The organism is Flavicella marina, from assembly GCF_009193215.1.
Classification (GTDB): domain Bacteria; phylum Bacteroidota; class Bacteroidia; order Flavobacteriales; family Flavobacteriaceae; genus Flavicella; species Flavicella marina.
Genome location: NZ_VYVA01000001.1, coordinates 1,136,448 through 1,162,866, shown reverse-complemented (window position 1 = coordinate 1,162,866; position 26,419 = coordinate 1,136,448). Strand labels below are relative to the sequence as shown.

Below are 26,419 nucleotides of genomic sequence, written 5' to 3'. Positions count from 1 at the left end.
CGTAATTATATTGTCATAATTATGACTTCCATCATAATTAGCACGAAAGTTCTTATTTAGAACTTAACAAAATACTCACTGCATTTCCGCCAAATCCAACGGAGTTTACAAGGATGGTTTTTAGTTGTTTCGGTTCTTTAGAATGCTTACTAAAAGGCACGGCTACAAACTGCTGATGCTCCAACATCATCACTGCCAATTCTAAACTCAAAACACCAGATGTTCCAAGTGTATGCCCTATTTTCCATTTATTAGTTGTAAGTGCTGGTATATTTTCTCCAAAAACTTTTTGAATTGCATTGAATTCAGATGTATCTCCTTTCAGGGTTCCTGGTGCATGCATTACGATAGCATCTACTGTCGACAAATTAGCACTTTTTAAAGCCATTTTCATCGATTTTTGGAAACACTCTGCATTTGCGGATATTGAGATATTGTGTTTTAATTCTTCCGTTGCATAACCCACACCTTCTATTACTGCTAAAGCTGTTTCAGAAACACCTTTTTCTAAACACAATGCAACGGCACCTTCACCTACAACCATCGTGTTTGATTCTTTTTCAAAATCTAAAGCTCTACATGGAAAATCTGCCTGCTTATCCGAAGCATATATTTTTAAAGCACGCATTTGTGCAATTGTAAAGGCTGTGTTTGCTGCTTCACTCCCACCTACCAAAAAGGTTTTTGACATGCCTGAACGAATCCACGCAATTCCATTCAAAACCGAATGCAAAGCTGTCGAACACGTTATTGAATGACTTATATCAGGTCCTGAAGTCTGTAAATCTTGTGCAACCCATGAGGCAATATTCCCTAAAGTTGTAGTTGGAGAAGTTAATGTCGCTGTTTTTCCAAACACATCTTCTTTAAAACGATCGTAATAATTCTCAAACAACTCGGTTGCACCTCGTGAAGAACCAATATTCACTCCAAAATCGGCCTCCCAATCAACCTGAGCTATTGCTTTTCTCGAGGTTAGCATTGCCATTAAAACAGATCGATCTAAGTTTTTATATTTAGGATCAGCCTCTTTCAGTTTTTGGATTTCTTTATTTCCTTGCTCTGAAATTGCCCCTACATATGCTTCAAATTTTTCAAAATTGCCAAGCGACAAAAAACTCTTGTCATGCAAATAATTTTGCCATATTTCATCGGGTGAACTACCCAAACTAGAAATAGAGGCCATTGCTGTGATTGAAATTTTTTGATCCATGAAATAATGTCAATTTAGCGACAAATATAAGGATTAGACATATATAAAGAACCAAGAAATGATGCATAAAAAAAGAGCTACACTTTCGTGTAACTCTTTGAAAATAAACGTAGAAATAAATTACTGAATAATAATTTTTTCTGTTTTCGTTTTCCCACCTAAACTAATTCTTACAAAATACACTCCAGTTGGCATATCAGAAATGTCTATTTGTGAAGCATCCGATATAGAATTAGATGCCTTAACAATCCCTCCTATACAGTTGTAAATTGTAACATCTCCATTTTTAAGTCCAGTAACTTCTAAAACCTGAGCTGCTTTATTCTGAAACACCTTAACGTTGCTCAAAGGGGTGTTCTTTGTTGACAATACAGAGGTTAACATCACCGAAATATCATCAATATATATTTTAGCATTACTCGTTGGTAAAGTAGTAAAATTCGCATCACTCCAATACCCCGATTTTGGATCATTTTGATCAAATGCAACACTAAACTGCGTCCATGTATTTGGAGTTATTGAAGACAAATCAATAGCCAATGAATTGTACTGTCCTCCATTTTGCTGAATCGCTATTCTCATAGCTCCATCTGTCAATGCAGCATCTACATATACATACGCCGATAACGTATAGTTATCAACTGTTGCGAATTCATACTTACCTTCACCTCCTGTGTTCGACCTCCATGTCTGCAACTTAGGACTAGTCGCTGGTATCGTTGAAGAAAAATCAGCTAACATACTATAAGTTCCCGAATTCTTTTGTTCACTTGATTGTTCAAAGCCATCATCTTGTGTCCAAGCATCCACAATATTTCCTGGAGAGGTAGCTCCATTGTGAGTTCCAGCACTCGTCCAAGATACATTGGTCAATTCAAAACCAAAAGCGTCGCTGTTAAAGCCATTCACTTGCGCCAAGCTTTTTACACCAATTAAAACAGCAAATAAAAGTAATTGTAATTTCATCATATTAAATTTTAAGTTATGTCACAAAATTAAATTCAGAACTTATCGTAGATGTTTGAAATTATAAATAATTTGTACGAATACATCAATACACTCTAACCTCCAAAGACTAGAAAAAAAATTGACAATTTGATACAAAACATGTACATTTTCGTACATTCAAAAACCTCAAACACCTCATTTTTACTAGATTAAAACTACTTTACATGACAATTAAATTAATCCTTCGTAACCTTTTTGGTATTGTAACTATAACTATCTCTATGTTTTTCTTAAACAGCTGTAGCTCAAATCAAAAGCCTAAGGAGCTTAATACAATCTTCTTCTCTACTGAAATTTCTGAAGATGCAACACTCACGGTCTCTCAAAAAATATTGGAATTACAAAACAAGCCAGACTCAAAAATAATTTTTGAAAAAGGTGAGTATCATTTTTACCCGAACAAAGGCGTTGAAAAATTTGTATACATCTCTAATCATTGCGATTTAATGGTGAACACCGCTTTTCCTATAGATGGATTTAAAGGACTAACTGTTGACGGGCAAGGATCTACTTTTATTTTTCATGGAGTAATGATTCCGTTTCTTGTCAATCAAAGCGATAATATTCATGTAAAAAATTTAACTGTAGATTGGAAAAATAGTTTTCATAGCGAAGGAAAAATTGTTGCAACAAATGAAAAAAACAAATCTTTTGACATGGCAATTTCAAAAGATTTCCCATATGAAATACGCAACGAACAAATATATTTTATCAAACCTTACTATGAACATACACTTGGTCAATCCATCTTATACGATACTCTAAGAAAAGCGATTGCTTTTAACACAGAAGCATATACAGACATCACCTCAAAAGGAAAAACTAAACACCGCTTTAAAAAAGACAACATTAAATACAAATACGACCATGATGAAAGAGCTCCCGAGTACAAAGACATCGGACATGAGTATAAAATAAAAGCAGTACAATTAAAACCAGGACTTGTTAGAATTTACAACCACAGAAAGAAACTACCACCTATTGGTACTATTTTAACTATGAAAGGTGAACAAGGCGTAAACAGAGTTTCTCCTGCGTTTAGAGTTACTCACTCTACAAATTTTAACGCTACAAATGTAAATATCCATCATGCAGGAGGAATGGGAATAATTGCAGAAAACTCATCAAATTTGACCCTTGATAACTTTAACATTACTCCATCTAAAGGTAGAATGGTTTCTACCACAGCAGATGCCACCCATTTTGTTGGTTGTAGTGGAAAAGTGACTCTTAAAAATTGTACTTTCCAAAATCAGCTAGATGATGCTTTGAATGTTCATGGTACCTACCAAAAAATTGTTGACATATTAGGAAAAAATAAAATAGGCGTTAGAATGATGCATCATCAACAAAAAGGTTTTACAATTGGAAAACCAACAGAAAACATAGGTTTTGTAAGACTTGAGAATTCTTTTTTCCCATATAAAAAAAACAAAATCAAACAAATTGAGTACGTCAATAGTCGCTATCAAATCATCACTTTTCAATCTAAACTACCAAACGACCTAAAAGTAGGTGACCTCATCGAAAACTTAGATGGGTACCCTGAATTATTGGTTCAAAATTGTAACATCAGCAACAACAGAGCACGTGGCTTATTGATCTCTAATCCTGTAAAAACTATCATAGAAAATAATTTTTTTAGTACTGAAATGGAAGCCTTACTTATTCCTGTTGAAAGCGGTTATTGGTATGAATCAGGAAATGCTGTAAACTTGATTATCCGGAACAATACATTTCAAGATTGTCAACACAGTGGATTTAACCGAGGAGTAATTCGTTTTGTTACCGATGATGATAATGAAAATATTGCATTTAAAAACATTGAAATAACCGGCAACCAATTCAATCATTTTGACAACTTACTATTAGAAATTGCAAATACAGATGGATTGCTCTTCAAAAACAATACGATTACAAACTCAAACACTTTCCCTAAACTGTATCCAGAAAACCCCGCAATCAGAATAAAATCATCGAAAAACATCGTTTTTAAAAACAATAACTACCAAGGAACAGTTCCTAAAAATAAAATTATAGATGTAAAAGAAAACGACACACAAATAAGGTTTGAATAAGGCTAGTATCAAAGGGTACGAATTCCAATTCCTAAAAAAAATAAAATAGATTATATTACAGAGCATATTCCAATTAAGAATAAATTTTATAAATCGTATTGTCAAAACATCTTGAATACATTAAAAAACATCATTACTATTTTATTGATATCGGGAATCTCCTTCTCTTTGTCTGCACAAAACAACGCGATTCAGAATGTGCAAAAACTAACGATTTCTGATGGTTTAGCACACAATGGTGTAACATGTATTCTTGAAGACTCGAAAGGCTATATTTGGTTTGGAACTTATGAAGGATTGAGCTTGTACGATGGTTACGAATTTAAAACTTTTAAAAACTCAACAGACCTAAATCCTCTAACTAGCAACCGAATACGCGCGCTTTCTGAAGATGTAAATGGTGATATTTGGATTGGAACTGACGAAGGAATAACTATATACAACAGTAAAGACAATTCCTTTAAAAAAATATACTCCAACCAAAACACCAGTGGTCCAATTGTCAGAAATTTTTTCTTCAACAAAAAAAATCATCAAACGATTTGCGGTACAGAAGAAAATGGTCTTCTCATATTTGATGAAACACACGCACTCGTTGCGAAAAAAGACACTAAATCAATCCACCCATCACGTAAAATTTCATTTTTTAACGGAATTAATTTAAACGATGAAGAATATCTTTTTGCTACAAACAACGGAGTACTGTTGTACAATTCTAAAAGCAACAGTTTAAAAAAAATATTGAAGGATATTGGATATACAAGAACCATTCTAAAAATAAACAATGAAAAATTTTTAGTAGCAAAACTAAAAGGACTAGTAACTATAGATTATAACGTTTCGCAAAACTCATTTTCAGCAATAAATAATCTTGCTTTTTCTAATTCTCAAATAAGCACGTTAAGTCTTGATACTGATAGAAACTTATGGCTTGGATTTCTAAATAATGGTTTAATGAAACTTCCTACTCCGAACTTCAACCAATCGTTAAGCAAGACAAAAGCGTTAAAATTCAAAGACAACAGCAATATACTTAGATCTAGTGCCTTATATATTTCTAGCCATAATCATTGTTGGTATGGCACTTTTAACAAAGGTATTTATCGGTTTGACCTTAGACAAAATGGCTTCAATCATTGCGTAGCAGAAAACAACACAAAAAAAGGAATTCAGTCTAACCTTGTTTCTTTTTTCACAAACTACGATAAAGACAGAATACTATTAACAGAAAATATTGGAGGTATTTCTACTTTCAATACTAAAACACATACATTCGAAAATCTCCCATTCAGTATCGACAAAACTTCCCAAAAAAATGTACGAAGTATTTTCAAAGACTCGAGACAAAACATCTGGTATAGTTTTATAGGAGACACTCAATTATATCTAAGAAAAAAAGGAGTAGCCAATGCAGAAAAAATAATTTTAAACCCAATCGAAAACGTACAAATAAGAAGTTTTAATGAAGACAAATATGGCAATCTATGGATCTCTACAGCTTGGGAAGAAGTATACAAATTAACACTAGATTCGAACAACAATACCAAAAACATAGAAAAACTAAGCACCAACTTGTTTTTTAAAAATCATAAACTAGGCCCAATACGTTGTATATATCCCGACCCAAATTATGACTTTGTATGGATTGGCTCTGATTCTGAAGGTCTTTTTCGATTACAAAACACTCAAAACAGCAGTTTAAAAAATATCGAAATAGATCAGTTTTTATTTGACCCAAACAAAAACTCAATTTCAAGCAACTTTGTAACCTCAGTCTTACGAATACCAAATAACGATTTATGGATTGGCACAGAAGGTGGAGGCTTTTGTAAAGTGAATAACAGCGACAGTAAACCAACTTTTTTATCGATAACTGAAAAGGATGGGCTCTCGAACAATGTAGTTAAAAACATTCTATTTGAAGGAGAGAATGTATTATGGATTCCTACAAACATAGGATTAAGCAAATACAATATAAAAGAAAAAAAATTCAGAAATTTCCATCGTTCAGATGGTTTACCTTTTGAAGACTTTTGGTACACGGTTTCTATATTAAAAAATGGAACATTTATGCTATCTGGGGTAAATGGCTTGTGTTATTTTAAACCTTCTGAAATTTCAAACAACGAAACCTTACCCAAACTTCAATTCGACAATTTTAAAGTATATCATCAAAATTACATCCAAAATGACACGCTTGTAAAAACCGATTTCGTCTTCAAAAAGATCAATCCTTCAAAAAAAATTGAATTGACTTTTGACGAGAATATATTTTCTTTGGATGTAACAAGCTTGCATTTTTCAAATGTGAAAAATCATAAAATCAGATACAAATTACACCCATTAAATACTAATTACCTTGAAGTTTCTTCTCTGAAAAAAACTATAAATTACAACGGACTAAGGCCTGGAACCTATAAATTAACAGCACAAGCCTCAAACTCGTTGAACCAATGGACGGATCCTAAAACGTTGACAATCATTATTACTCCTCCTTTTTGGAAAACAAAAAGTGCTTATTTTTTATATATTCTATTCTCTGTAATCATTCTAATAATTATTGTAAAAGTGATTTTAAAAATACAATCACTTCGCCATAAAGTTGAGATAGAACAACTTGAAATTAAAAAAATTCAAGAATTAAATGCAGCGAAACTTTCATTTTTTTCCAATGTATCACATGAAATAAAAACACCCATAACCCTCATTTCAGAGCCTCTGAAAACTATAATTTCTCAACTTAAGGGAAACAAAGAATTGGAGATGAAACTTGGTTTGATTCAGCGTCAGACGAAAAAAATTCTACGATTGATAGATCAAGTACACGATTTTCAAAAAGGAGATGCCAATGCTTTGAAATTACATTACACTCGATTTGATTTCAATTCTTTTATCAACGAAGTAACTCAAGATTTTGAACAACTTGCTATAAATGAAAAAAAGAACTTTGAGGTCGAAACATCAGCCAAAAAAATTATTGTATCCGCAGACAGAGACAAACTCGAAAAAATATTTGACAACTTATTAAACAATGCTTTCAAATTTTCTGAGATTGGCGACAACATTCGACTAACTTATTCTTACAACGAGAAAGATTTAATAATTTCAATTTCAGATACTGGTATTGGAATTAAAGAAGAAGATTTACCTCATATTTTCGAAAGATTTTATAGATCTCAAGAAAACATAGAAGGTTCGGGCATAGGCTTAGCTTTTACCAAACAACTGATAGAAATGCACTATGGTTATATAGAAGCTTTTAGCCATGCAGATGAAGGAACAGAAATTAAATTACAACTCCCTATCGTAAAAGAAATTCTCGAAATAGAAAATATTGTAATACCAAAATTACCGAAAGAAGAAGAGGTTGTCTACCCAAAAAAATTCTTTATTGATGATGCAACGAAAAGCTTGATAAATGTCTCAAGTGAATATGCTAACTCATTATTGTTTTATGTTGAAGATGATTACGAACTACGATCATATTGCACTGAATTACTATCCACTTTTTTCAGAGTAAAATCGTTTGGAAATGGAGAGGAATGCTTAAAAGCAATGGAAGATGAATGGCCTGATATTATTGTTAGTGACATTCAGATGCCAAAAATGAATGGTTTAGAGTTGTGTATTCAAGTAAAGTCTGATTTAAAAACGAGTCATATTCCGGTAATATTACTAACAGCATTAAGTAAAATTGAAAATCATATTCAAGGGATCAGAGATGGTGCCGATGCTTACATCAAAAAACCTTTTGATGCTCAACATCTTATCGCAAACATTGAAGCATTGTTAGCAAACAGAAAACAACTTAGAGAAAGATATAAAATAGGCATTCCATTAACCAAAGAAAACAACCAAAACAACAGAAACGACAATGCCTTTTTAGAAAAACTATACAAACTGATTGACAAAAATATAGACAATCAAAATTTTGATCTGAACAGCCTAGCTAAAGAACTCTATTTAAATAGAACTCATTTTTATCAAAAAGTAAAGGTTTTAACAAACCAAACTCCTTTAGAACTATTGAGAATGTACCGATTAAAAAGAGCCGCTGATTTACTGGTTCATGAAAAACTCACAGTTAACGAAGTTTTCTTGATGACAGGTTTTAAAAGCAGACCTCATTTCTCAAAAATATTTAGAGAAAAGTATGGCGTATCTCCCGGAAAATATGCAAAATCTTTGGAGTAAATTTCTTTTGTCTTCTTTCGCTTTAGATATACATATCAGTACATAATATTTATGTTTTCGTACAACATACCGCACCGCTGTATATAGATTTGTTTCAAATTTAATTACAAACAAATCAATATTTATTATGAAAACTAAATTAATTCGTATCTCAATTTTATTAATGATCATTGGGAGTTTTTCAACATCTGCACAAATCAAATACAATGAGGAAGCTTGGGGATTTGAAATTAGTGAAGGTGTAGCCTATCGAAATGGCCAAGCTGATATCGTTACTGCATGGACGCAAGATCCTGGGTTTATTTTATCTTCAGAACACAAACACTCTGGTAATTACAGTTGTAAAATGGACTTTACCAAACAAGCTAAATCAGGAAAATTTCAAACATGGAGGTCAAATCGTGGCAACGAAGGAGACTTTGAAGTATTATCAGATGAAGCCTACTCGGTTTCAGCATGGTTGTACATTCCGTCAGGAAAACCTTCAGGAAGGCTTGCAATTACCTTGCAACAATCTAACGGAAAAGAAGTTGTAGCAAGCTTTAATTTATCAAAAGTAAAGGTTGGAGAATGGACAAAGCTAACAACCAAATTCAAAGGGAACCCTGCCGTTGGCAAAGAACTATGGAGTAGTGTGAGTTACATTCCAAGACCAAAAACTGATTTGGTTATTTACTTAGATGATGTTTCATTTTTCCAACAAAAAAAATAACATTACCGCACTAAAAAAAAGCTCATAGCAACATCAGTTTCTATGAGCTTTTTTTATGCTGTTTTTCCTTCAAAAAAACATGCTTGGTTAAGAGATCGATTTGAATTACAGCACTTCTTCTAATTCAACATCAATAAACCTAAACATCCCAGCAGGAATTGTTATTTCTATCGAAGATTCTTCTTTAGCATTGAATTTAAATTTTTCTTCAGATAAAATATCTTTTATCTGTATAGGCTTAATAGTATGAAACTGAACTTTAGCTACTCTTTCTTTTGGATTCAAATATCCATTATCTATTAAAGTTAATCTTAAATGTTTGCCTGAAGTTTGAGCAACTACCCAAGCCACCTCTCCGGTAACTGTTATTGGCAAAAGTGAAGCTCTTTTTTTAATATCTTCATCGATCGTGTGATAATATTCTGATGCTGACATTATTTTTGTTCCGTCTGCTGACAAATAATCTTTTCCATTGGTAATATACTCTGTAAGTATGTTTTTGTATATAGGATGTAAATTATCTACCAAACTGTTACGTTCGGTGTTTTCTTGTTTGTATACTCCATTTTGAACCGGTGTAATCAAAACCATACCATTCGAATACGGCGCTAAAAAATTCAATCTTCTATCTTTTACACCTGCGGCATAACTAGAAAAATCCCAAGACGTAACTTGCCCCCCTGTCCAATCACTACTCAAACGACTGAAAACATAATTGTCTTTTTCTTTAGAATATTTAAGAGTTGTAGAAGAACTATTTCCATCTCGTAAATAAGTTTCATCTGGATTAGTTATGCTCAAATGAACAGGAGAAAAACTAAGTATTTCATTGCGTTTCGGAACATACAAAACTCCTTTACCTATCAACTCCCATAAAACGGTGATATACTCTGAATACTCTGAATCGACATTAAAATTATTGATATATGCAGCACCATAAGAAACATGAAAAATGGCATTTCTCAAAAAGTGATTTGGTAAATTTTGATGAGAAAACTGCCTAGATCTCATAAAACTCGGATTATCTCTTGCGCATCGAGTTCCCCAATCATTCGCCACTCCACTAGTCCACAAACCTAATCGACTTGCCAAACTTAATTCCATAGCAAAATCTTGTGTTTCTTCCATGGAAGGAATCAATACATCTGCAAATTCCCCAGACAAAAAACGTGACCATTCTGACTTGTAAACAATAGATTGCCAAAAAATATGCTTGCTTCTAATAAATTGTTTTGCATTGTGGCTTTTACTATAATCAGACAAAGGATAAATCAAATCATCCAACGCATACTTAAAATCTTTTTTGTGCAAGATTGTTAATTCTGGCCATACCCAAACAGTTGGTTTCCCGTTACCAGCATCAATTACTTTTTTAATGGTTTCTTTCCCGTAATAATAAGGATCCACTCCATGACCTCCCCAAGTACACAAACCATTTTCATTATACTTAGAAATTATGTTTTTAACGACTTGACCGGCATTACTTTCGTATTTCTTACGACCATCTCTAACATCTCTAAAGGAAGCAATTTCAATATTCGATCGATCCCAAGTACCCACATCTTTGAGAAATGCATACCCCATAAAAGAAAGGTTCTTGTAACTATCTTTTATTCGTTGCATTTCAACAGTAAAATTGTGCCTCGAAGGAGGCGACATAAGAGTTACTTTTAGGGGTTCTCTCTCTTCTTTTGGTCTAGAATAGTTTTTCAGATTCTTTTTGACAACATCTGTTTCTCTCAATATTGATGCGATGTTGCCTTTTGGCATTAATTTTTCATATGCTTTTTTCCATTTTTTGTGTGTGTAATCAACAATATGAATTTGATTTCCTCCACTTTGTGCGCTTGCCAATATTAATTTTTTGTTCAACTCATCATGGTGCATATCGTTGTATGAAAAAGTGGATTCTAAAACCTCAATCTCTTTAAAATCTGCAGAGGGCTTCGTGATAAACATAAACTCCCCTTTAAGAGTAACATACTCAAATGTAGTGTTGCTTTGAATTACCTCTGTTTGAGTAACCCTATAACCAAAACCTAATTTTCGCCTAGTATTTACACTGAAATTTATCTTTTTTATCGAATTATTACTTGGTTTCAATATTCCCAAATCGTATTTTTCTACAATACCCGAAGTACCTAATAAAATTTCTAATTCCTTCGATAATGGATTTTCAAACACTGTAATATCTCCAACCGGTCCGTGAAAAATCTTTTTAGATTTAAATGGCTTGCTTGCTTCTGGCTTGAAATAATAATACATATTTAATTTATCAGCATGCGACAAAATTGCATCTAACAATAAAACATCTGTACCATCTGGTTGCGGTAAGGGTCTTAAAAAATTAACCGTATGCACATCATACGGTAATGAACCATCATCTTGCCATTTTTTATTTGGTCGGTACAAGGTCGGATACGAGCTTGAAGGTATTTCAGTCAATAACTCTCCCTTGTTTGAAACATAATATATATTAAGATCATTTCCCCCACAAGCGACATATGGCTCTACACCTTTTTTAGGATGCACTACGCAAGCAGAAATCATGGGTGAATCATTTTTTTTGAACCTCCATAACAAATCTCCTTTATAATTGATACAAAAAACACTTCCATCAGCATTAGCAGCTATTACTTCTTGATTTCCATCACCAGTGATGTCATCTACCCATAAATCATGATTCATTAAACCTGATAAGGATTGTTCCCAAATTACGTCTCCTTTAAAATTTATTGCCGAAACAACTCCATCATAACTACTCGTAATTATATAGGTTTTGTTTTTAAAAACGGCAGTTTCAACTTTGAGTACAGTGTATTTAGTCGTAATACTAACAATTGGATTTTTTTTTGAAAAAACTGAATTAGAAATAAAAAACAGCGTAAAAACCAAAATATTAAGAATTGAAGTACTTTTAAATTTCATCTGTGTAAAAATTATGTTTTAGATTGAAAACAACATCTAAAGATTATGAATTACAAAAGTATTGGTATGACACAAACAAGCCTAATTGACATGCCCATAAATAACTTAATCGTACAAAAAATAAATTGATTCATACAAAATTACTCAAATTAACATATAAATTTGACACTATAGAAAATATCATATAGAAACAAGAAAATGAACAGAACTACCCCAAATCATATTTTTCGCAAAAGCTACATTCTAGTTTTTATAATGATGCTTACTTTTCTAAGCACACAGAATCTTTGTGGACAAACTGAAAACGAAATTTTAGCAAAAATCACAGAATTAGAATCTTTAATTTCTGATGCCGAAAACAAGCAACTTGATGCTACCAAAGAAAAAATGACCATTAGCGTTGCCCAAGTTTTCTTAAAATACGCCAATTGGGATGAAAATAATATCGACATCAATCAAACTTTATTTGCCTCCTTAGCTTATTATAAAGACGATGCCCTACAACTGGCTCAAGACTTGCCAGATCTTGAAAGATCAGACATTTTAATTATTCTCGATGAGGCTATTATCGTTTTGCAAAAAATAATAGCTGGTGAAATTAAAAGAAAAAGCATCCCACAAATCGACTGGTCTAACCTCACTATTTCAGACAACAAAATTTTACAAAACGGAACACCTGTGTTTTTAACAGATTATACTTGGAAACCCTACATTCCCGAATTAACCAAATATTTTGGAGCAAGAGATGGTTTTTATCTAAGCCCGACTTTCGCAGACGATGAAAACGGAACCATCAAATCTTATGTAACCAATAATCTAAACAACAAATCAACCGGTACTTTTGGCAATATCTTTATCAACCATAAATCTACTCCCGATTGGGCAGAACAACAATACGGTCCTGGATTTAGAATGAGAGAAGATACTTTTGTAGCTTATGATATTGACAATCCTGGAGCAAAAACACTTTTCAGTTCTCTTTTCCAAAGTACAATTCCAAAAATCGCAGGAAAAAACTACGCTCAATTAGGTTATATGTTGGCCAACGAACCTCACTTTATCACCACAAAAGAACCCAATAAAAATGTTTGGGCATCTGGCCCTGTATCAGAACACACCATTGAAAAATTTAAATTGTGGTTGACACAAAAACATCAAACGATCGACAATCTAAATCTAGAATGGGGAACTAATTTTGCAGACTTTCCGAATGTAACTATTGACATTCCTATTTTTAGAAGTTTACAGGGTACGCCGATGTGGTACGACTGGCAACGTTTTAATATGGACAGGGTAAATGATTGGTTTCAGTTCTTACAAAATGAAATTAAAATACACGATCCATCGGCTAAAACACATATCAAGTTGATTCCGCATTTTTGGGTACAAAACCAAGGTGATCATGGACTGGATATCGAAACATTAACACGTCAAAGTGACATTCTCGGAAATGATGCTCAATCTTACAACAGTCATATGTGGGGACCCAAAGAAGACTGGGAAGATCGATATAATTTTGAATGGAAAGACATTGCATTAACCTACGACTTTTTTAGTAGTATTAGTCCTAACAAAATAATATTCAATTCTGAAACACACTTCCTCTCTACCACTAAGTTTAGAGATCTCTATTTAAAACCAAGTTACGCAAGAATGACATACTGGTTAGCCTACCTACATGGTTTAAATGTAGATCAATGCTGGTTTTGGTCGAGAAGAGAAGACGGTTCTCCAAGAGGAAATATGGTGTCGAAAGATTATCCTGGTTCAATCAATCAACAACCGCAAATTCTTAATGAAGTAACATCCACCATGATGGATCTTAATTCTTATTCTCAAGAAATTACCCAAATACAAAATCTGCCAAAACCCATCAGGATTTTCAATACGCAAACCTCAGCAATAAATGTAGGTGAATTGTATATGAAAAACACCTTTAATCTCTACGAATCATTATATTTTGAAGGACTACAATTAGGGTTTGCAACCAAAGATATTATCAACCTACAAGACAACAATCTTTGGGAGGTAATTTTAATTGCGAATACTGAATTTGTAACCGAAGATGAATTGGATGCACTTCAAAACTACCTCAATCAAGGAGGACATATCATCGTTGACGCTATTAGCTTAAAGAAAAACGAATATGGAAAACTACACACGAAAAATCTAGAACAAGGCTCAGGTATGCTTGAAACTGCTTCAAGTATCGAAGAAATGAAAAACAGAGCACTAGAAGTTATCAATACCAAAAAAATGCTGCCTGTATTAACGGTAGAAGAAACCAACAGTCTAGGTTTAAAAGGGTGTCATTGGCGATCTATTGTTACTCCCGAAGGCAAGAACATAATTAGCCTTGTCAATATTGGTAAAACACAAGCAACTATTAAGTTAGGATTTTACGGAAGCGATTCCCCTGTTATATGCACCAATCTTCTAAACGGATATAATTTAACAAATACCTTTTTAATGGAACCAGAACAAGTTCTCTTCTTAGAGGTAACTGCTGAAAACGATCATATTTTATCTATATTCTCAGAAACATGTCCAGATGCTAACAATGGTAAACTTAAAATAAAAGCGACGCAAGTTGGCAACTATAAACTAACCATCGGCAATCAAGAAACTCTTTTTTCTGAAGAAATCACTTTAGAAGGCTTAGCTCCTGATAATTACAAAATTAACATCATCAACTTAGACAAGCAGCAACTAAAAGAATATAGCTTTATTATCAAAAAAAGCAACAAATTAGACGCTGTTATCTCAACCATGAACAACAAAACAATATTCGATATTGTTGAAGGTACAGCCCCATACCATGTGTTTATCAACGAGCAAAAAGTATTCTCTACAGACGAGTTGCAATTTTCATTAGAAACCCAACCAGAAGATGCATTAGAATTAACAAGCGATGCGCCATGTGAAGGAAAAATAAGCATGACTTCGAATCCACCGATAACAATCTATCCTAATCCGACATCTAGTTTACTTCGAATAAACAATATTTTCGATGAAGCAGTAGTTCAAATTTATGCGTATGATATCCAAGGTAGACTCATTTTAACGAGACAATCAAACGTAACAAATACTTCAACTACAATTGATATTTCTGATTTAACGAATGGAGTTTATTTTATAAAGATTCCATCAAAAAACAGCATATTCAAATTGATAAAAAAACAATAATCAAATAAATACTAATCGTTCAAATAGCCTGTCAATCATGTTTGCAAAACACATCAGAACAAAATTCTTATATACATTACTACTTTTTTCAGCCATCTTGCAATCTCAAAATCTTAGAGAACAAGTTGTAGCCAATATCGATGAATTAAAAAAAGAAATTTCAAAAGCTGAAAAGGCTGACCTAAACATAGAAAAAGAAAAAATGACACTGCGTACAGCAGAAATCTTTTTAAGTTATTCTGATTGGGATGAAGACCATGTTGACTTAAACGCCAAACAATTCAAACTTGTAAGAACTTATTGGAAAAACAAAAAAGATAAAAAAGGGAGAGATGCGCAAGCTGCCGCCGCTTATCTGCCTCAACAACACAGAGAACAAATTCTAAAAATCACCAGACAAGCTATTTCTGATATTTCTTCATTGAAAAATGGAACCTTACGACGCCCGAATTATAGGACTGTAAATTTTGAAAACATCAGAATAAAAAAAACAGATAACGCAGAAATAATTGTAGAAAAAATAAAAGGGGAAGATATTCCGACCTTCTTTCACACCTACACATTTAAACCTGAATTCGTTTTGTCTGATGTATACAATCGAAAATCTACCAAACTAAAAACAACGGATTATCATGGATCAATCAAAGACTTGTTTTTAACAGGAAGATATGTAATGAAAGATGGATCGCTTAATGGTGGTTTCACGAATAACCTCAACAAAAAAATTAAAAAAAATAAAAACGTTACCAGAGTGTTTGTAGACCATAGAGGAATTCCGAATTACATACGTGACGAAAACCTAAACAAAAAAGACGATACGAAATCAATCTATGCCGGAGCAAGACTATTTACTACTTACGACATTAACAACCCTAAAACCAAAGAAATAGTTAGCAATCTCCTAGAAAACTCAATTCCAAAATACAAAAAGACTGCAACAAGTAATTTTGCCTATATGATGGCTAACGAACCCCATTGGGCATCCATAGAAAAAAATTATTTTACACCAAACACTACAGGAAATCAACAAAACCAATGCAACAAAAGCAACACATGTAACAACAATTTATTTTCTTTCTATACCATGAAAGAGTTTGAAAAACATTTAAAAACAATTTATGGAACTGGTAAAAAAGGATTGAAAAAGCTGAATAAAAACTGGTACGGTACAAATACTACAAAATATTTGACTAGCTATGCCGATATCGCAGGTACTTACACCCCAAATGAAATCGGAAATTATGCAATTGATTTTCCAATTAAAAACAGTGAAGTTGGGACACCATATGCATATGACTGGTTCAAATTCAACAACACTCGTGTAACCGAATGGTTTAAGTTTATTCATACAACTATCAAAAAAAACGATCCAGATGCGAGGACTCACATCAAATTAATACCACTGTTTTTTAGTTCTAGACAAACACGAGATGCAGGTTTAGATTTTGAAGCACTGCAAGAACTTCAAGAAATTATTGGAAACGATGCAGATATGAATCAAGAATTGATGAGTGGTGTTTCTGAACGTTGGATGGAGCGCTATAATTTTAATTGGGCGGAAATGGCTTTAACGTTTGACTTCTTAAGCTCTGTAAAACCAAATTCAATCAATTATAATTCTGAAAACCACTATGTCTCAACCTCTGGATTTAGAGACTTGTACCTACAGCCAGAGTATGTAAAATCGGCCTTCTGGTTAGCGTACATGTTAGGCGAAAATGCAAGTCAAATTTGGTATTGGCCAAGAGAAACAGATGGCTCTATCAGAAAAGCAAGTCAAGGTAAAGATAATGGCTACGGTGCGAGTCTAATACATCAACCGGCAATTGTAAATGAAATCGGAAATGTATTTTATGATATGAATGCATATGCTAAAGACATTTATAAAATTCAAAACAGCCGAAAACCTATTAGAATTTTCCACTCTGAAACTACTGCTATAAACGTTCTAGATCATATGGAGCACACTTTAGATTTATATGAGAGTATCTTCTTCGATGGCCTGCCAATTGGTTTTGCGACAAAAAACATTATTAACAAACAAGATAACAGTAACTGGGACGCAATATTAATTTACAAAACCCCCTTTGTAACAGATTCTGAATTTGAAACGTTACAGACCTACTTAGATGCCGGAGGAACTATAATTTTAGATCGAGAAAGTCTATTAAAAAACGAATATGGACACAAAAGAACAAAACCAATAAATGTCAATAAAGGAGGGAAATTGATCTACAAAAACACAACAGGTGAAATTAGAACAACTGCATTAAAATCAATTGGAAATAAAAACACTCTAAAACTTTCCGAAAACAAAGACCTTGACAAAAGAGGTTGTTTTTGGAGAACACTAAAAAAAGAAAACAACAAGTATGTAGTCTGTCTCGTAAATACAGGAAATTCAAGTACTGAAATTTCACTATCGGTAGATGGATTTAATGAAATTGAAATAACAGATTTACTTGATGGAGAAAAGCTAAATTCAACAATCTCATTAGAATTAAATGATGTACGGTATATAGAAGTCCAAGCTAAATAACAACTGCTCCATATTTATTGATAAAAAAACTCACCGAATTGGTGAGTTTTTTTTATTACATACAGTAAATTATACAAACAAAAAAGAGCTACACCTTCGTGTAACTCTTTTGCTTTTTGCTCCTCCTCTTGGGCTCGAACCAAGGACCCTCTGATTAACAGTCAGATGCTCTAACCAACTGAGCTAAGGAGGAGTTTCATATAGAATGCAACCCATTTCTGTTTTGCGAGTGCAAATATAACTATTATTTTAAATTCTACAACAAGAAAATAAAAAAATATAAAATTAACATATGTTTAGGTAGGGTGTTTTCGTTTCATAATGTTTATATAAGAAACCCTACTACAATGAAAAAATGTCCAAACTGCAATGCTACTTTCAGAAGAAGAATTCACCGTTTCCGAAAACTACCCTTCACAAAAGCCTATCGTTGCGAATCCTGTTTCCTAAAATACATCTACATAACTTTTTTGAACAGAAGCTTTAAAAGATCCGAAAAAGCGACTTCGATATATCGAAAAATATAATTCAAACAGAACCAATAAAATTGGTAAGATTATCCCCTCTTTTCAATTGAATTTTTTTTCTCAATCGATGCCTTGCAACATGAACGCTACCTAAAGACATACCTAACAGGTAGGCCATTTCTTTTCCAGAAAAATTTAGTCGAATCAAAGCACAGACTTTTAAATCTATGGAGGTAAGATTGGGCACTTTCTTTTGCAATCTTTCATAAAAATCAACATTTTGATCCATAAATCTCGTGTTGAAATTATCCCACAATGCAGCGGAACGGTTGTCGATAGATTTTAACAACAAACGAACAGATTTTTCAGACTTCGGCTTTCCCAGTTGATCTTTGAGCTCTTGAATTAGTTCTTCTCTTTCAATCAACTGCAGCATACTAGTTGTTAACTCTTTGTTTTTTATAGCCAACAATTCATTGGTATGCTCAGCCTTTTTTTGAAATTTTAAATATCGAATTCTTGAGGCTATAAAAAACACCAGTACAAACAACAACACCACACTAGCTATTGAGAAAACTCTGAATCGAAAGAGTTCTTGTTTGTTGGATACCAATTTAATTTCTTGTTCGTGCAACTGATTATTTTTCGCCTCGAGCTGATCTTTATACCTATTTTTTAAAGTTAGATATCCAGAATTCTTGAAGCTTCTAAGATTTAAATAACGATCGTTGATATACCATTCTTCTTGTTTATTCAAGTAAGCTTCTTTGTAAGACCCCATATCAAACAACATTTGAGCATACTTCGAATAGAGATATGCACGATAAAACAAGTTTTCATTAAACCTATCCTCAAAAGACAAAGCCTTTTCATAATAATCTTTAGACTCAGCTAGACGTTCTAACTTTAAATTAACCAAAGCCATTCTACCATATACGATAATCAAAAAACTCTCTAACTCTTCCGAAAACTGATCTGAATTTTCAATCTTTAAAACCATCGATCTCAACACGTCTAATTCCTTTGAGAAATTATTTTTCCATGCCGTGATACTCGCTATTTTTTCGGTCAATCGAATCTCGTATATTTTCTCTTTTTCAAGTCCTTTCCCATACAAAAAACAAGAATCGATTTGATTCTTCAAAAGTTCTTCCTCCTTCGCTCTTTGGTAACACAATAATAAATTATAATGCGACTGAAACATATCCTTTTGTTTTCCTTCATAAGACTCCGTTAATATGTAATTATCATGGGCTTTTTTAAAATGATACAAAGCCTGCTCTTCTTGACGAAAAAGGAAACTCAATATTCCCCATTCTTCATTTGCATATGCTTTCATTTTATCATCTTTATATTCTTCAGCTAAAAACAACGCATCTCCTGCAAAAACAAAAGCTTTTGAAAACTGTTTCTGAGAACGAGCCAACGCACTTTCCGTCAATAGAAGTTGAATTTTTTTTCCGGTATCATCGCTCTCTTCAACTTCATTAGTATAACTCGATAGCAGCATTTCAACTGAATCTTTTGAGACAATTTCATCCACCAAACCATAATCTAAATAGGTTTTTAATTGTTGCGAATGTAATACCCCGCAAAAAATAATATTAAGACCTATAACCCATAAAAAAACAAAAACACCCCTAATAAACATATTATTTACAAGTCTTTACGATAAAAAATAAAACACAACATCAAAACAAAGTTAAGTTTTTTTATTTCTAAAATATGCATCAATTAAGTTTTTGTAATGAAAATTATGCAGAACTAAATGACCTTGTTCGTAATTTTAAGAAAACTAATTTATGTAATGATGTACAGAAATATTTTCCTATTATTTTTATCCATGAACATGCTTTCTTGTTCAGACCAAAAAAAGGCACTCCACAAAAACACCCAACCTAACATCCTATTTATTGCTATAGATGATTTAAGACCTGAATTAGGCTGCTATGGATCTGACATTGCAATTAGTCCTAACCTAGACAATCTTGCTAAAGAAGGCTTGCTTTTTAAAAATGCGCATTGTCAACAAGCCATCTGCGGACCATCAAGAGCCAGTTTATTGACTGGATACCGACCAAAATCAACAGGGATATTTCACAATTATCTAAAATTTAGAGATGTAAACCCTAATGTCATTACTCTACCTCAATTTTTCAAAAACAATGGTTATGAAACTGTTTATACTGGAAAAATATTTCATGGAGGCGATTTGGATGACGAAATGTCTTGGAGTAGAAAGCCAGCAATTGATAGTATGAAAATAAATGAGATAAAAAGCCCTGTTGGATTTGCTCTTGAAAAAAATCTCAAAGAACGAGCGGCAACAAAAAAAGCAATGGTTGCCAAATATGGAAAAGTAGCCAAATACGGTTTGGCGATGGGACAAGCCTACGAATGTGCAGATGTACCAGACAACACTTATAGAGATGGGTACAATACAGAATTGGCGATTGCCACAATGAAAGAAATGTTGGCAAAAGATAAAACCAAACCATTTTTCTTAGGATTAGGTCTATATAAACCTCATTTAAACTGGGTGGCACCAAAAAAATATTGGGATTTGTATGACCCTGAAAAAATTGAACTTTCTACTCAGGTTTCCGGACCGGTAGATGGTGCTCAAATGGGACTACACTCCTCATTCGAGTTACGTGTTAGAAGTGGAATACCCAAACAAGGCCCTATAGAGCCTGAATTAGCAAAAACACTAAAGCATGCATACTTGGCATGTGTGAGTTATGTTGATGCGCAAATTGGTAAAATGATTGCAGCACTCGAAGAAGAAGGCATTCGAGACAACACCATCATCATAGTATGGAGCGACCATGGATGGCACTTGGGTGACATGGGTATTTGGGGAAAAGCAACCAACTACGAAATTGCAACCCGCGTACCAATGATGATTTGGACTCCTGACATGCCAAAAGGCAGCCGAGGAAAAAGCACTGATGCCTTGGTAGAACTAATTGATATGTACCCAACTCTTGCAGAATTAGCAAACTTAGAAAAACCAGCTCACTTAGAAGGGACAAGTTTTAAAAAACTACTTGACAACCCAAAACAAGAATGGAAATCTGCGGTATTCAGTCAGTTTCCATCTCCTGCACTTAGAGAATGGGGAGCATACCCGTTAAGAAAGGGAATGAGAGAAACCTATTTCGGACCTCTATTAAAAGAGGTTGAAGGAAGAATAAAAGAACAACAGCAAGAAAAATGGAACAGAGAGATTTTCGAAAACTCTTTGATGGGTTATGCCATGAGAACAAAACAATATCGTTTCATCGTTTGGAAAGACATAAACAAACCTGAAGAACCTCCTGTTTTTGTAGAATTATACGATCATAACACCGATCCTCTTGAAACAAAAAACATCGCAAACAGTAATCCTCAACTAATTGAAAAACTGATGATTCAATTCAACAAAGGATGGAAAGGAAACGCACCAAAACTATAACAAACAACCTTAGAAAATGAAAAGAAGAGATTTTTTAAAAAAAGGGACTCGAGCTGCAGTTGCTGCAGGAGTGATACCAATGGTAACCGCTTCTTGCACTGGGGCGAAAGACATGGTTTATGACCGAGAAGGTGATAAATGGTACAACTTAGGCACCGGAAAAACTGGCATTCCCTCAAGAAAAAAAACAGTTTCCTATGACACTGCTGTGATTGGTGGTGGCGCAGCAGGAATATGTGCTGCTGTTGCTGCTGCGAGAAACGGTTCTAACACAGTACTCATACAAGACAGACCTGTATTAGGTGGAAATGCCTCTAGTGAAATGCGCGTACACCTAAACGGCGTAAACAATATAAAGGGAAAAGCTGAAAGAGAAACTGGAATTATTGAAGAATTGCTATTGCACAATCGTTTCGAAAATGAACAAGAATCTTTTCCAGTTTTTGATCATGTCATGTATGATTTTGTCATTAGAGAACCCAACCTTACATTGATGTTGAATACGCAAGGTATCGAAGCGATAATGGATGGTGATAAAATCAAATCTGCACTTTGCTGGCAAGGAACCACTGAAACACTTTATACCATTAATGCGGAAATCTTTATTGATTGCTCAGGGGATGGTCTTTTAGCTGCAACTGCTGGAGCCGAATACAGAACAGGTAGAGAAGGCAAAGATGAGTACAACGAAACTTTTGCCCCAGATCAACCGGATGGATGGCAGATGGGAGCAACATTACTAATGTCTTCAAAAGACATGGGCAAATCTATGAAATACAACCCACCTTCGTATGCCATCAAATACACACATGAAGGAGCAAATAAAAGAAGAAAATTTGCTGGGTTTCAAGATGGAATTTGGTGGATTGAAGTGGGTAGTAAAGATGATATTATTACTGATTTTGAAGTAAACAGACATAAATTAATGGGCTATTTACATGGTGTGTGGGATTATATAAAAAACTCAGGAAATTTTCCAGAAGCAGAAAATCTAGCTTTAGACTGGGTAGGATCTTTACCTTGCAGAAGAGAATCTCGAAGATTTATCGGTGATTACTTTATGTCTGAAAAAGACATGACTGAACACAGACATTTTGAAGATGCAGTTGCATTTGGTGGATGGTCATTAGACGAACACAACCCCGGGGGAATCGAAAATCTACCTGAACCCCCTAGTTATTTTCATTATCATTTTAAAAACATTTATGAGTTCCCTTTTAGAAGTTTGTATTCTAAAAACATAACAAATTTAATGTTTGCTGGTAGAAATGTAAGTCAAACTCATATTGCATTGTCTTCTAGTAGAATTATGGCGACTTGTGCGCTGCAAGGTCAAGCGGTAGGAACTGCCGCTAGTATCTGTAACAAAAAACAAATTACACCCAGAGAAGTAAAAAACAAGCACATCAACGAATTGCAAGAACAACTATTAAGAGATGATGTCTTTATACCAAACAGAAATGCAAAAGACCCTAAGGACTTAGCTAGAAAAGCAAATTTAATTTTCGGGTCATCTACAAAATCTGGTGATGCTAAAAATCTTACAAATGGTATTTCAAGGGATTTTAACAACGAAATCAATCATTGGCAATCTGAGGGATTAAACTCAAATGTACAACTAGAATGGGATACTCCCATCAATCTATCTGCCGTAGAAATAAAATGTGATACAAATGTCAAAAGAAATATTATGATGCGTAAAGATAGCAGGAACAATGACCTTTACGGAAACCATGTACCCAAAGAACTGTTGAAATCCTTAAGTATCCAAGGGCGCGTTAAAGGTCAATGGGTTGAACTTGGAGCTATCGAAGAAAACAGAACACGCTTGATCAAATTCAAATTTGATGAAACTTTAGTGTCTGCTGTAAAGATCAATCTAAAAGAAACATACGGAGCAGACGACATCAAACTTTTTGAAGTTCGTTGTTACGCCTAATGCTTAATCCAAATATTAACTTTTGAAATTATTTTTACACATCATTTCTTTGTTTTTTTTAGCAGGATTCACTTCTGCTAAAAAAAACACTTATACCGAAGTAAAACATACGGTTATCATAAACCATCCAGGTGAAAAACACCCTTTAGAAATAACTTTAACTGAAGTACAAGACATAAACGGTCTCCCAATTCAATACCATACGAACGTTGAATCAGTTATCTGTCTAGAAGAAGTGTGTAAAATAATCCCTGTTAAAATCTATTGGAACGCTATTGGTGATTTCCAGAAATACGAATTAAAACCAGGAGCGACTCTAGAAAAATACGAAGCCGACCTGTTTGAAAAAGAAGACTATACGAAACTCCAATCCATCTTAGGCAATAAGAAATCACCTTTTAAAGAGGTTCGTATTGATGAAGTACTCACCATACCCGACGAACATGGCGATGAAGATATCGACGGTGTTTCAGGAGCAACTGCACTAGAGTTAAACGATGAAGACACTGTTCAAGGAGCGGCGTTGACCTGTTATACTTTATGGCACTGGGCAAATGGTGATCTAATACAAAAAATTCAAGAACAAACCGGAAAATCATCAAACACAAAACAACTCGAAAATTACACAACAAAAGAAGACAAACGATATTTCGAAATCGCAATTCGAGAATTCACACAACGCAAACTCTTTAATAAGACACAAATTGAAGTGGTAATTTCAAAAATACAAGAAGACCATACAGTTTCTAGAACAGCATTCAAATACCTTGAAAAAGCACCTATTGAAACCTGCATGGATGCTTGTGAAAAAATATTTTTAATAGATCAAAAAGAACAAACCATCGCTGCGATTCAATTTATGCTTAAAACTAATTTGAAATTCCCTGTTAGCTTATACAACCATCTTAGCGATGAAATCGACAAACTACACTCCTATCAAGAAGTTTCTTTGTTTCTAGATTTAATGGAAATCAAAAATGCAAATTCTAAACATGTCATAAATAATATTTTCCCTTTGCTAGAAAACAACTTTCTAATTGCCCGACGTGCATTTTGGTTTTTATCTAACCAAAACATCGACAAAAATCAAAAAACAATTCTCGATAGCTTCAAAGAAAAAAACAAAGAAAGACTATAACATAAAATATCTTTTTTAGCAATTGAAATATTTTTTTAAAAAATAAATCTTCAAAAACAGTTTCATTTACCTTACTAGGTTTTTATAAACCCTAATACAAACCTTATAAATTAGATTGCTTACATTTATATTGACGAAAATCAACTGTGATGAACCATACTTTTCTTGAAAACACATCCATTATAAAATACAATGCCGACACGTTTGAAAAAAAACAAGTAGCTGCTAGCGAATCGTTAGTATTGTCATCAAAAAACAATACTACAAATTGGCTGAACACTTATGGCCTAGAGTATAAAAAAGAGTTTTTAGAAATCATCAAACAAAACAATCTTGACGATTTTCTCGTAAAACTTTTAATGGAAGACCAACATCCGAATAAGGTAATTGAACTAGACAATGTATTGTTCATCACAATCAAAGTGCTAAAAACAGATATTGACAATTTCGACTCTGAACAAATGCTGTTTATTACTTCTGCTGATTTTGTTTGGAGTATTCAAGAAAAGTCGGGAGATTATTTTAATTGGATTCGAGAAAGACTCGAAAGTAACAAAGGCATTTCTAGAAAAAAAAATGCTGACTATTTGTTATTCCTTATTCTAGAATCAATTATAGAAAATTATCATGACCAATACGAAGAAAAATCTGATTTTCAAGATTCAGAATTTACCAAGATAAACCCAACACCAGAATTTACGGCGAACGTAGAAAAAAGAAAACAAAACCTCTTTAAATTCAAAAAAGCAACAATAGGACTAAGAGACATCATAATAAAACTCGAAAAAACAGAGTTCGAAGACATCGAAACTAAATATTTTAGCGAATTAAAAGAACAAACCAATAATTTAATCAGTGATATCGATTTTGAAATTCAAGAACTCGAAAGTAAAATCAATTTGATATTTAGCATTCAAGGTCATCGTCTTAACGAAGTCATGAAAACGTTAACCATATTATCTGTAATATTTATTCCATTAACATTCTTGGCAGGTATCTATGGCATGAACTTTAAAAACATACCTGAATTAGAAACACATTATGGTTATTTTGTTTTACTAGGTGTCATGTTATTAATTACAATACTAAGCGTATGGTACTTTAAACGTAAAAAATGGTTTTAACTCCTTATAATATATAACAAAAAAAAGAGCTACACAGAAGTGTAGCTCTTTTCGTTTTGCTCCTCCTCTTGGGCTCGAACCAAGGACCCTCTGATTAACAGTCAGATGCTCTAACCAACTGAGCTAAGGAGGAGTTTCATAAATGAATACAAAACATTTCTGTTTTGCGAGTGCAAATATAAATTTTATTTTAATAAATACAATAGAAAAATAATTTTATAGAACTATTTTTTCACTTCTATTTCAACAAGAACACACACTATTTATCAAAGAAAACCGATTAGAAAACCAACAACACATATTTCAACATGGTCAAATCACATATTTTTAAGTTATAAATTAACAGAAAAAATAAAATCTGTTATATTTAATTGCATTTTTTACAAATCGTATAAAGAAAAGCTGTCATTTGCCGAAAACGTTGTACTTTTGTTAA

At 33.4% G+C, this 26,419-nt stretch carries 13 protein-coding genes and 2 tRNA genes; 9 read left to right on the top strand and 6 right to left on the bottom strand.

The window, feature by feature from the left end; translation table 11 throughout:
- Window positions 1-52 precede the first annotated feature (52 nt).
- Entirely contained in the window at window positions 53-1,213 is a 1,161-nt protein-coding gene (locus F6P99_RS04645) for a beta-ketoacyl synthase N-terminal-like domain-containing protein (RefSeq protein WP_152286255.1), read from the bottom strand.
- Window positions 1,214-1,333: 120 nt separating this feature from the next.
- Window positions 1,334-2,182: a T9SS type A sorting domain-containing protein gene (locus F6P99_RS04640; protein WP_152286254.1), complete on the bottom strand. Its 849-nt coding sequence runs from the start codon at window positions 2,180-2,182 to the stop codon at window positions 1,334-1,336.
- Window positions 2,183-2,385: 203 nt separating this feature from the next.
- Between F6P99_RS04640 and F6P99_RS04635 the strand changes: the two genes are divergently transcribed.
- The 3 genes from F6P99_RS04635 (at window position 2,386) to F6P99_RS04625 (ending at window position 9,205) form a co-directional block, all read left to right on the top strand.
- Window positions 2,386-4,299, top strand: a complete 1,914-nt coding sequence (locus tag F6P99_RS04635) for a right-handed parallel beta-helix repeat-containing protein (protein ID WP_193315991.1) — start codon at window positions 2,386-2,388, stop codon at window positions 4,297-4,299.
- Between the two features lie 111 nt (window positions 4,300-4,410).
- The gene (locus F6P99_RS04630; protein WP_152286253.1) at window positions 4,411-8,493 is read left to right on the top strand and encodes a hybrid sensor histidine kinase/response regulator transcription factor; all 4,083 of its coding nucleotides are present in this window, start codon (window positions 4,411-4,413) and stop codon (window positions 8,491-8,493) included.
- Window positions 8,494-8,620: 127 nt separating this feature from the next.
- The gene (locus F6P99_RS04625; protein ID WP_152286252.1) at window positions 8,621-9,205 is read left to right on the top strand and encodes a hypothetical protein; all 585 of its coding nucleotides are present in this window, start codon (window positions 8,621-8,623) and stop codon (window positions 9,203-9,205) included.
- 105 nt (window positions 9,206-9,310) lie between these two features.
- Here the strand turns inward: F6P99_RS04625 and F6P99_RS04620 are convergent, their stop codons facing one another.
- A complete protein-coding gene (locus F6P99_RS04620; RefSeq protein ID WP_152286251.1) occupies window positions 9,311-12,133 on the bottom strand; it encodes a PQQ-binding-like beta-propeller repeat protein in 2,823 nt (940 codons plus the stop codon).
- A 255-nt stretch (window positions 12,134-12,388) separates the two neighbouring features.
- On the opposite strand from F6P99_RS04620, the gene F6P99_RS04615 reads away from it, so the two are divergent.
- A complete protein-coding gene (locus tag F6P99_RS04615; RefSeq protein ID WP_193315990.1) occupies window positions 12,389-15,319 on the top strand; it encodes a T9SS type A sorting domain-containing protein in 2,931 nt (976 codons plus the stop codon).
- A gap of 37 nt (window positions 15,320-15,356) precedes the next feature.
- Entirely contained in the window at window positions 15,357-17,858 is a 2,502-nt protein-coding gene (locus tag F6P99_RS04610; protein WP_152286249.1) for a hypothetical protein, read from the top strand.
- Window positions 17,859-17,977: 119 nt separating this feature from the next.
- Here the strand turns inward: F6P99_RS04610 and F6P99_RS04605 are convergent.
- Together F6P99_RS04605 and F6P99_RS04600 are read right to left on the bottom strand one after the other, a co-directional pair.
- Window positions 17,978-18,051, bottom strand: a tRNA-Asn gene (locus F6P99_RS04605).
- Window positions 18,052-18,386: 335 nt separating this feature from the next.
- On the bottom strand, window positions 18,387-19,976 hold the full coding sequence (locus F6P99_RS04600; RefSeq protein ID WP_152286248.1) for a helix-turn-helix transcriptional regulator: 1,590 nt from the start codon (window positions 19,974-19,976) through the stop codon (window positions 18,387-18,389).
- Between the two features lie 156 nt (window positions 19,977-20,132).
- On the opposite strand from F6P99_RS04600, the gene F6P99_RS04595 reads away from it, so the two are divergent.
- The 4 genes from F6P99_RS04595 (at window position 20,133) to F6P99_RS04580 (ending at window position 25,983) form a co-directional block, all read left to right on the top strand.
- The gene (locus tag F6P99_RS04595) at window positions 20,133-21,782 is read left to right on the top strand and encodes a sulfatase (RefSeq protein WP_226913016.1); all 1,650 of its coding nucleotides are present in this window, start codon (window positions 20,133-20,135) and stop codon (window positions 21,780-21,782) included.
- Window positions 21,783-21,798: 16 nt separating this feature from the next.
- A complete protein-coding gene (locus F6P99_RS04590) occupies window positions 21,799-23,721 on the top strand; it encodes an FAD-dependent oxidoreductase (protein ID WP_152286247.1) in 1,923 nt (640 codons plus the stop codon).
- Window positions 23,722-23,743: 22 nt separating this feature from the next.
- Window positions 23,744-24,859 carry a hypothetical protein gene (locus F6P99_RS04585; RefSeq protein ID WP_152286246.1) on the top strand — a complete coding sequence of 372 codons (1,116 nt, stop codon included), beginning with the start codon at window positions 23,744-23,746 and terminating at the stop codon, window positions 24,857-24,859.
- A gap of 149 nt (window positions 24,860-25,008) precedes the next feature.
- Window positions 25,009-25,983: a magnesium and cobalt transport protein CorA gene (locus tag F6P99_RS04580; RefSeq protein ID WP_152286245.1), complete on the top strand. Its 975-nt coding sequence runs from the start codon at window positions 25,009-25,011 to the stop codon at window positions 25,981-25,983.
- A 59-nt stretch (window positions 25,984-26,042) separates the two neighbouring features.
- On the opposite strand, the gene F6P99_RS04575 is transcribed toward F6P99_RS04580, so the two are convergent.
- Window positions 26,043-26,116, bottom strand: a tRNA-Asn gene (locus F6P99_RS04575).
- Window positions 26,117-26,419 lie beyond the last annotated feature (303 nt).

Bases quoted from the DNA above. Each gene is read 5' to 3' on its own strand.
- F6P99_RS04645 (WP_152286255.1), bottom strand. From the start codon at position 1,213: ATGGATCAAAAAATTTCAATCACAGCAATGGCCTCTATTTCTAGTTTG.
- F6P99_RS04640 (WP_152286254.1), bottom strand. From the start codon at position 2,182: ATGATGAAATTACAATTACTTTTATTTGCTGTTTTAATTGGTGTAAAA.
- F6P99_RS04635 (WP_193315991.1), top strand. From the start codon at position 2,386: ATGACAATTAAATTAATCCTTCGTAACCTTTTTGGTATTGTAACTATA.
- F6P99_RS04625 (WP_152286252.1), top strand. From the start codon at position 8,621: ATGAAAACTAAATTAATTCGTATCTCAATTTTATTAATGATCATTGGG.
- F6P99_RS04620 (WP_152286251.1), bottom strand. From the start codon at position 12,133: ATGAAATTTAAAAGTACTTCAATTCTTAATATTTTGGTTTTTACGCTG.
- F6P99_RS04615 (WP_193315990.1), top strand. From the start codon at position 12,389: ATGATGCTTACTTTTCTAAGCACACAGAATCTTTGTGGACAAACTGAA.
- F6P99_RS04610 (WP_152286249.1), top strand. From the start codon at position 15,357: ATGTTTGCAAAACACATCAGAACAAAATTCTTATATACATTACTACTT.
- F6P99_RS04600 (WP_152286248.1), bottom strand. From the start codon at position 19,976: ATGTTTATTAGGGGTGTTTTTGTTTTTTTATGGGTTATAGGTCTTAAT.
- F6P99_RS04595 (WP_226913016.1), top strand. From the start codon at position 20,133: ATGATGTACAGAAATATTTTCCTATTATTTTTATCCATGAACATGCTT.
- F6P99_RS04590 (WP_152286247.1), top strand. From the start codon at position 21,799: ATGAAAAGAAGAGATTTTTTAAAAAAAGGGACTCGAGCTGCAGTTGCT.
- F6P99_RS04580 (WP_152286245.1), top strand. From the start codon at position 25,009: ATGAACCATACTTTTCTTGAAAACACATCCATTATAAAATACAATGCC.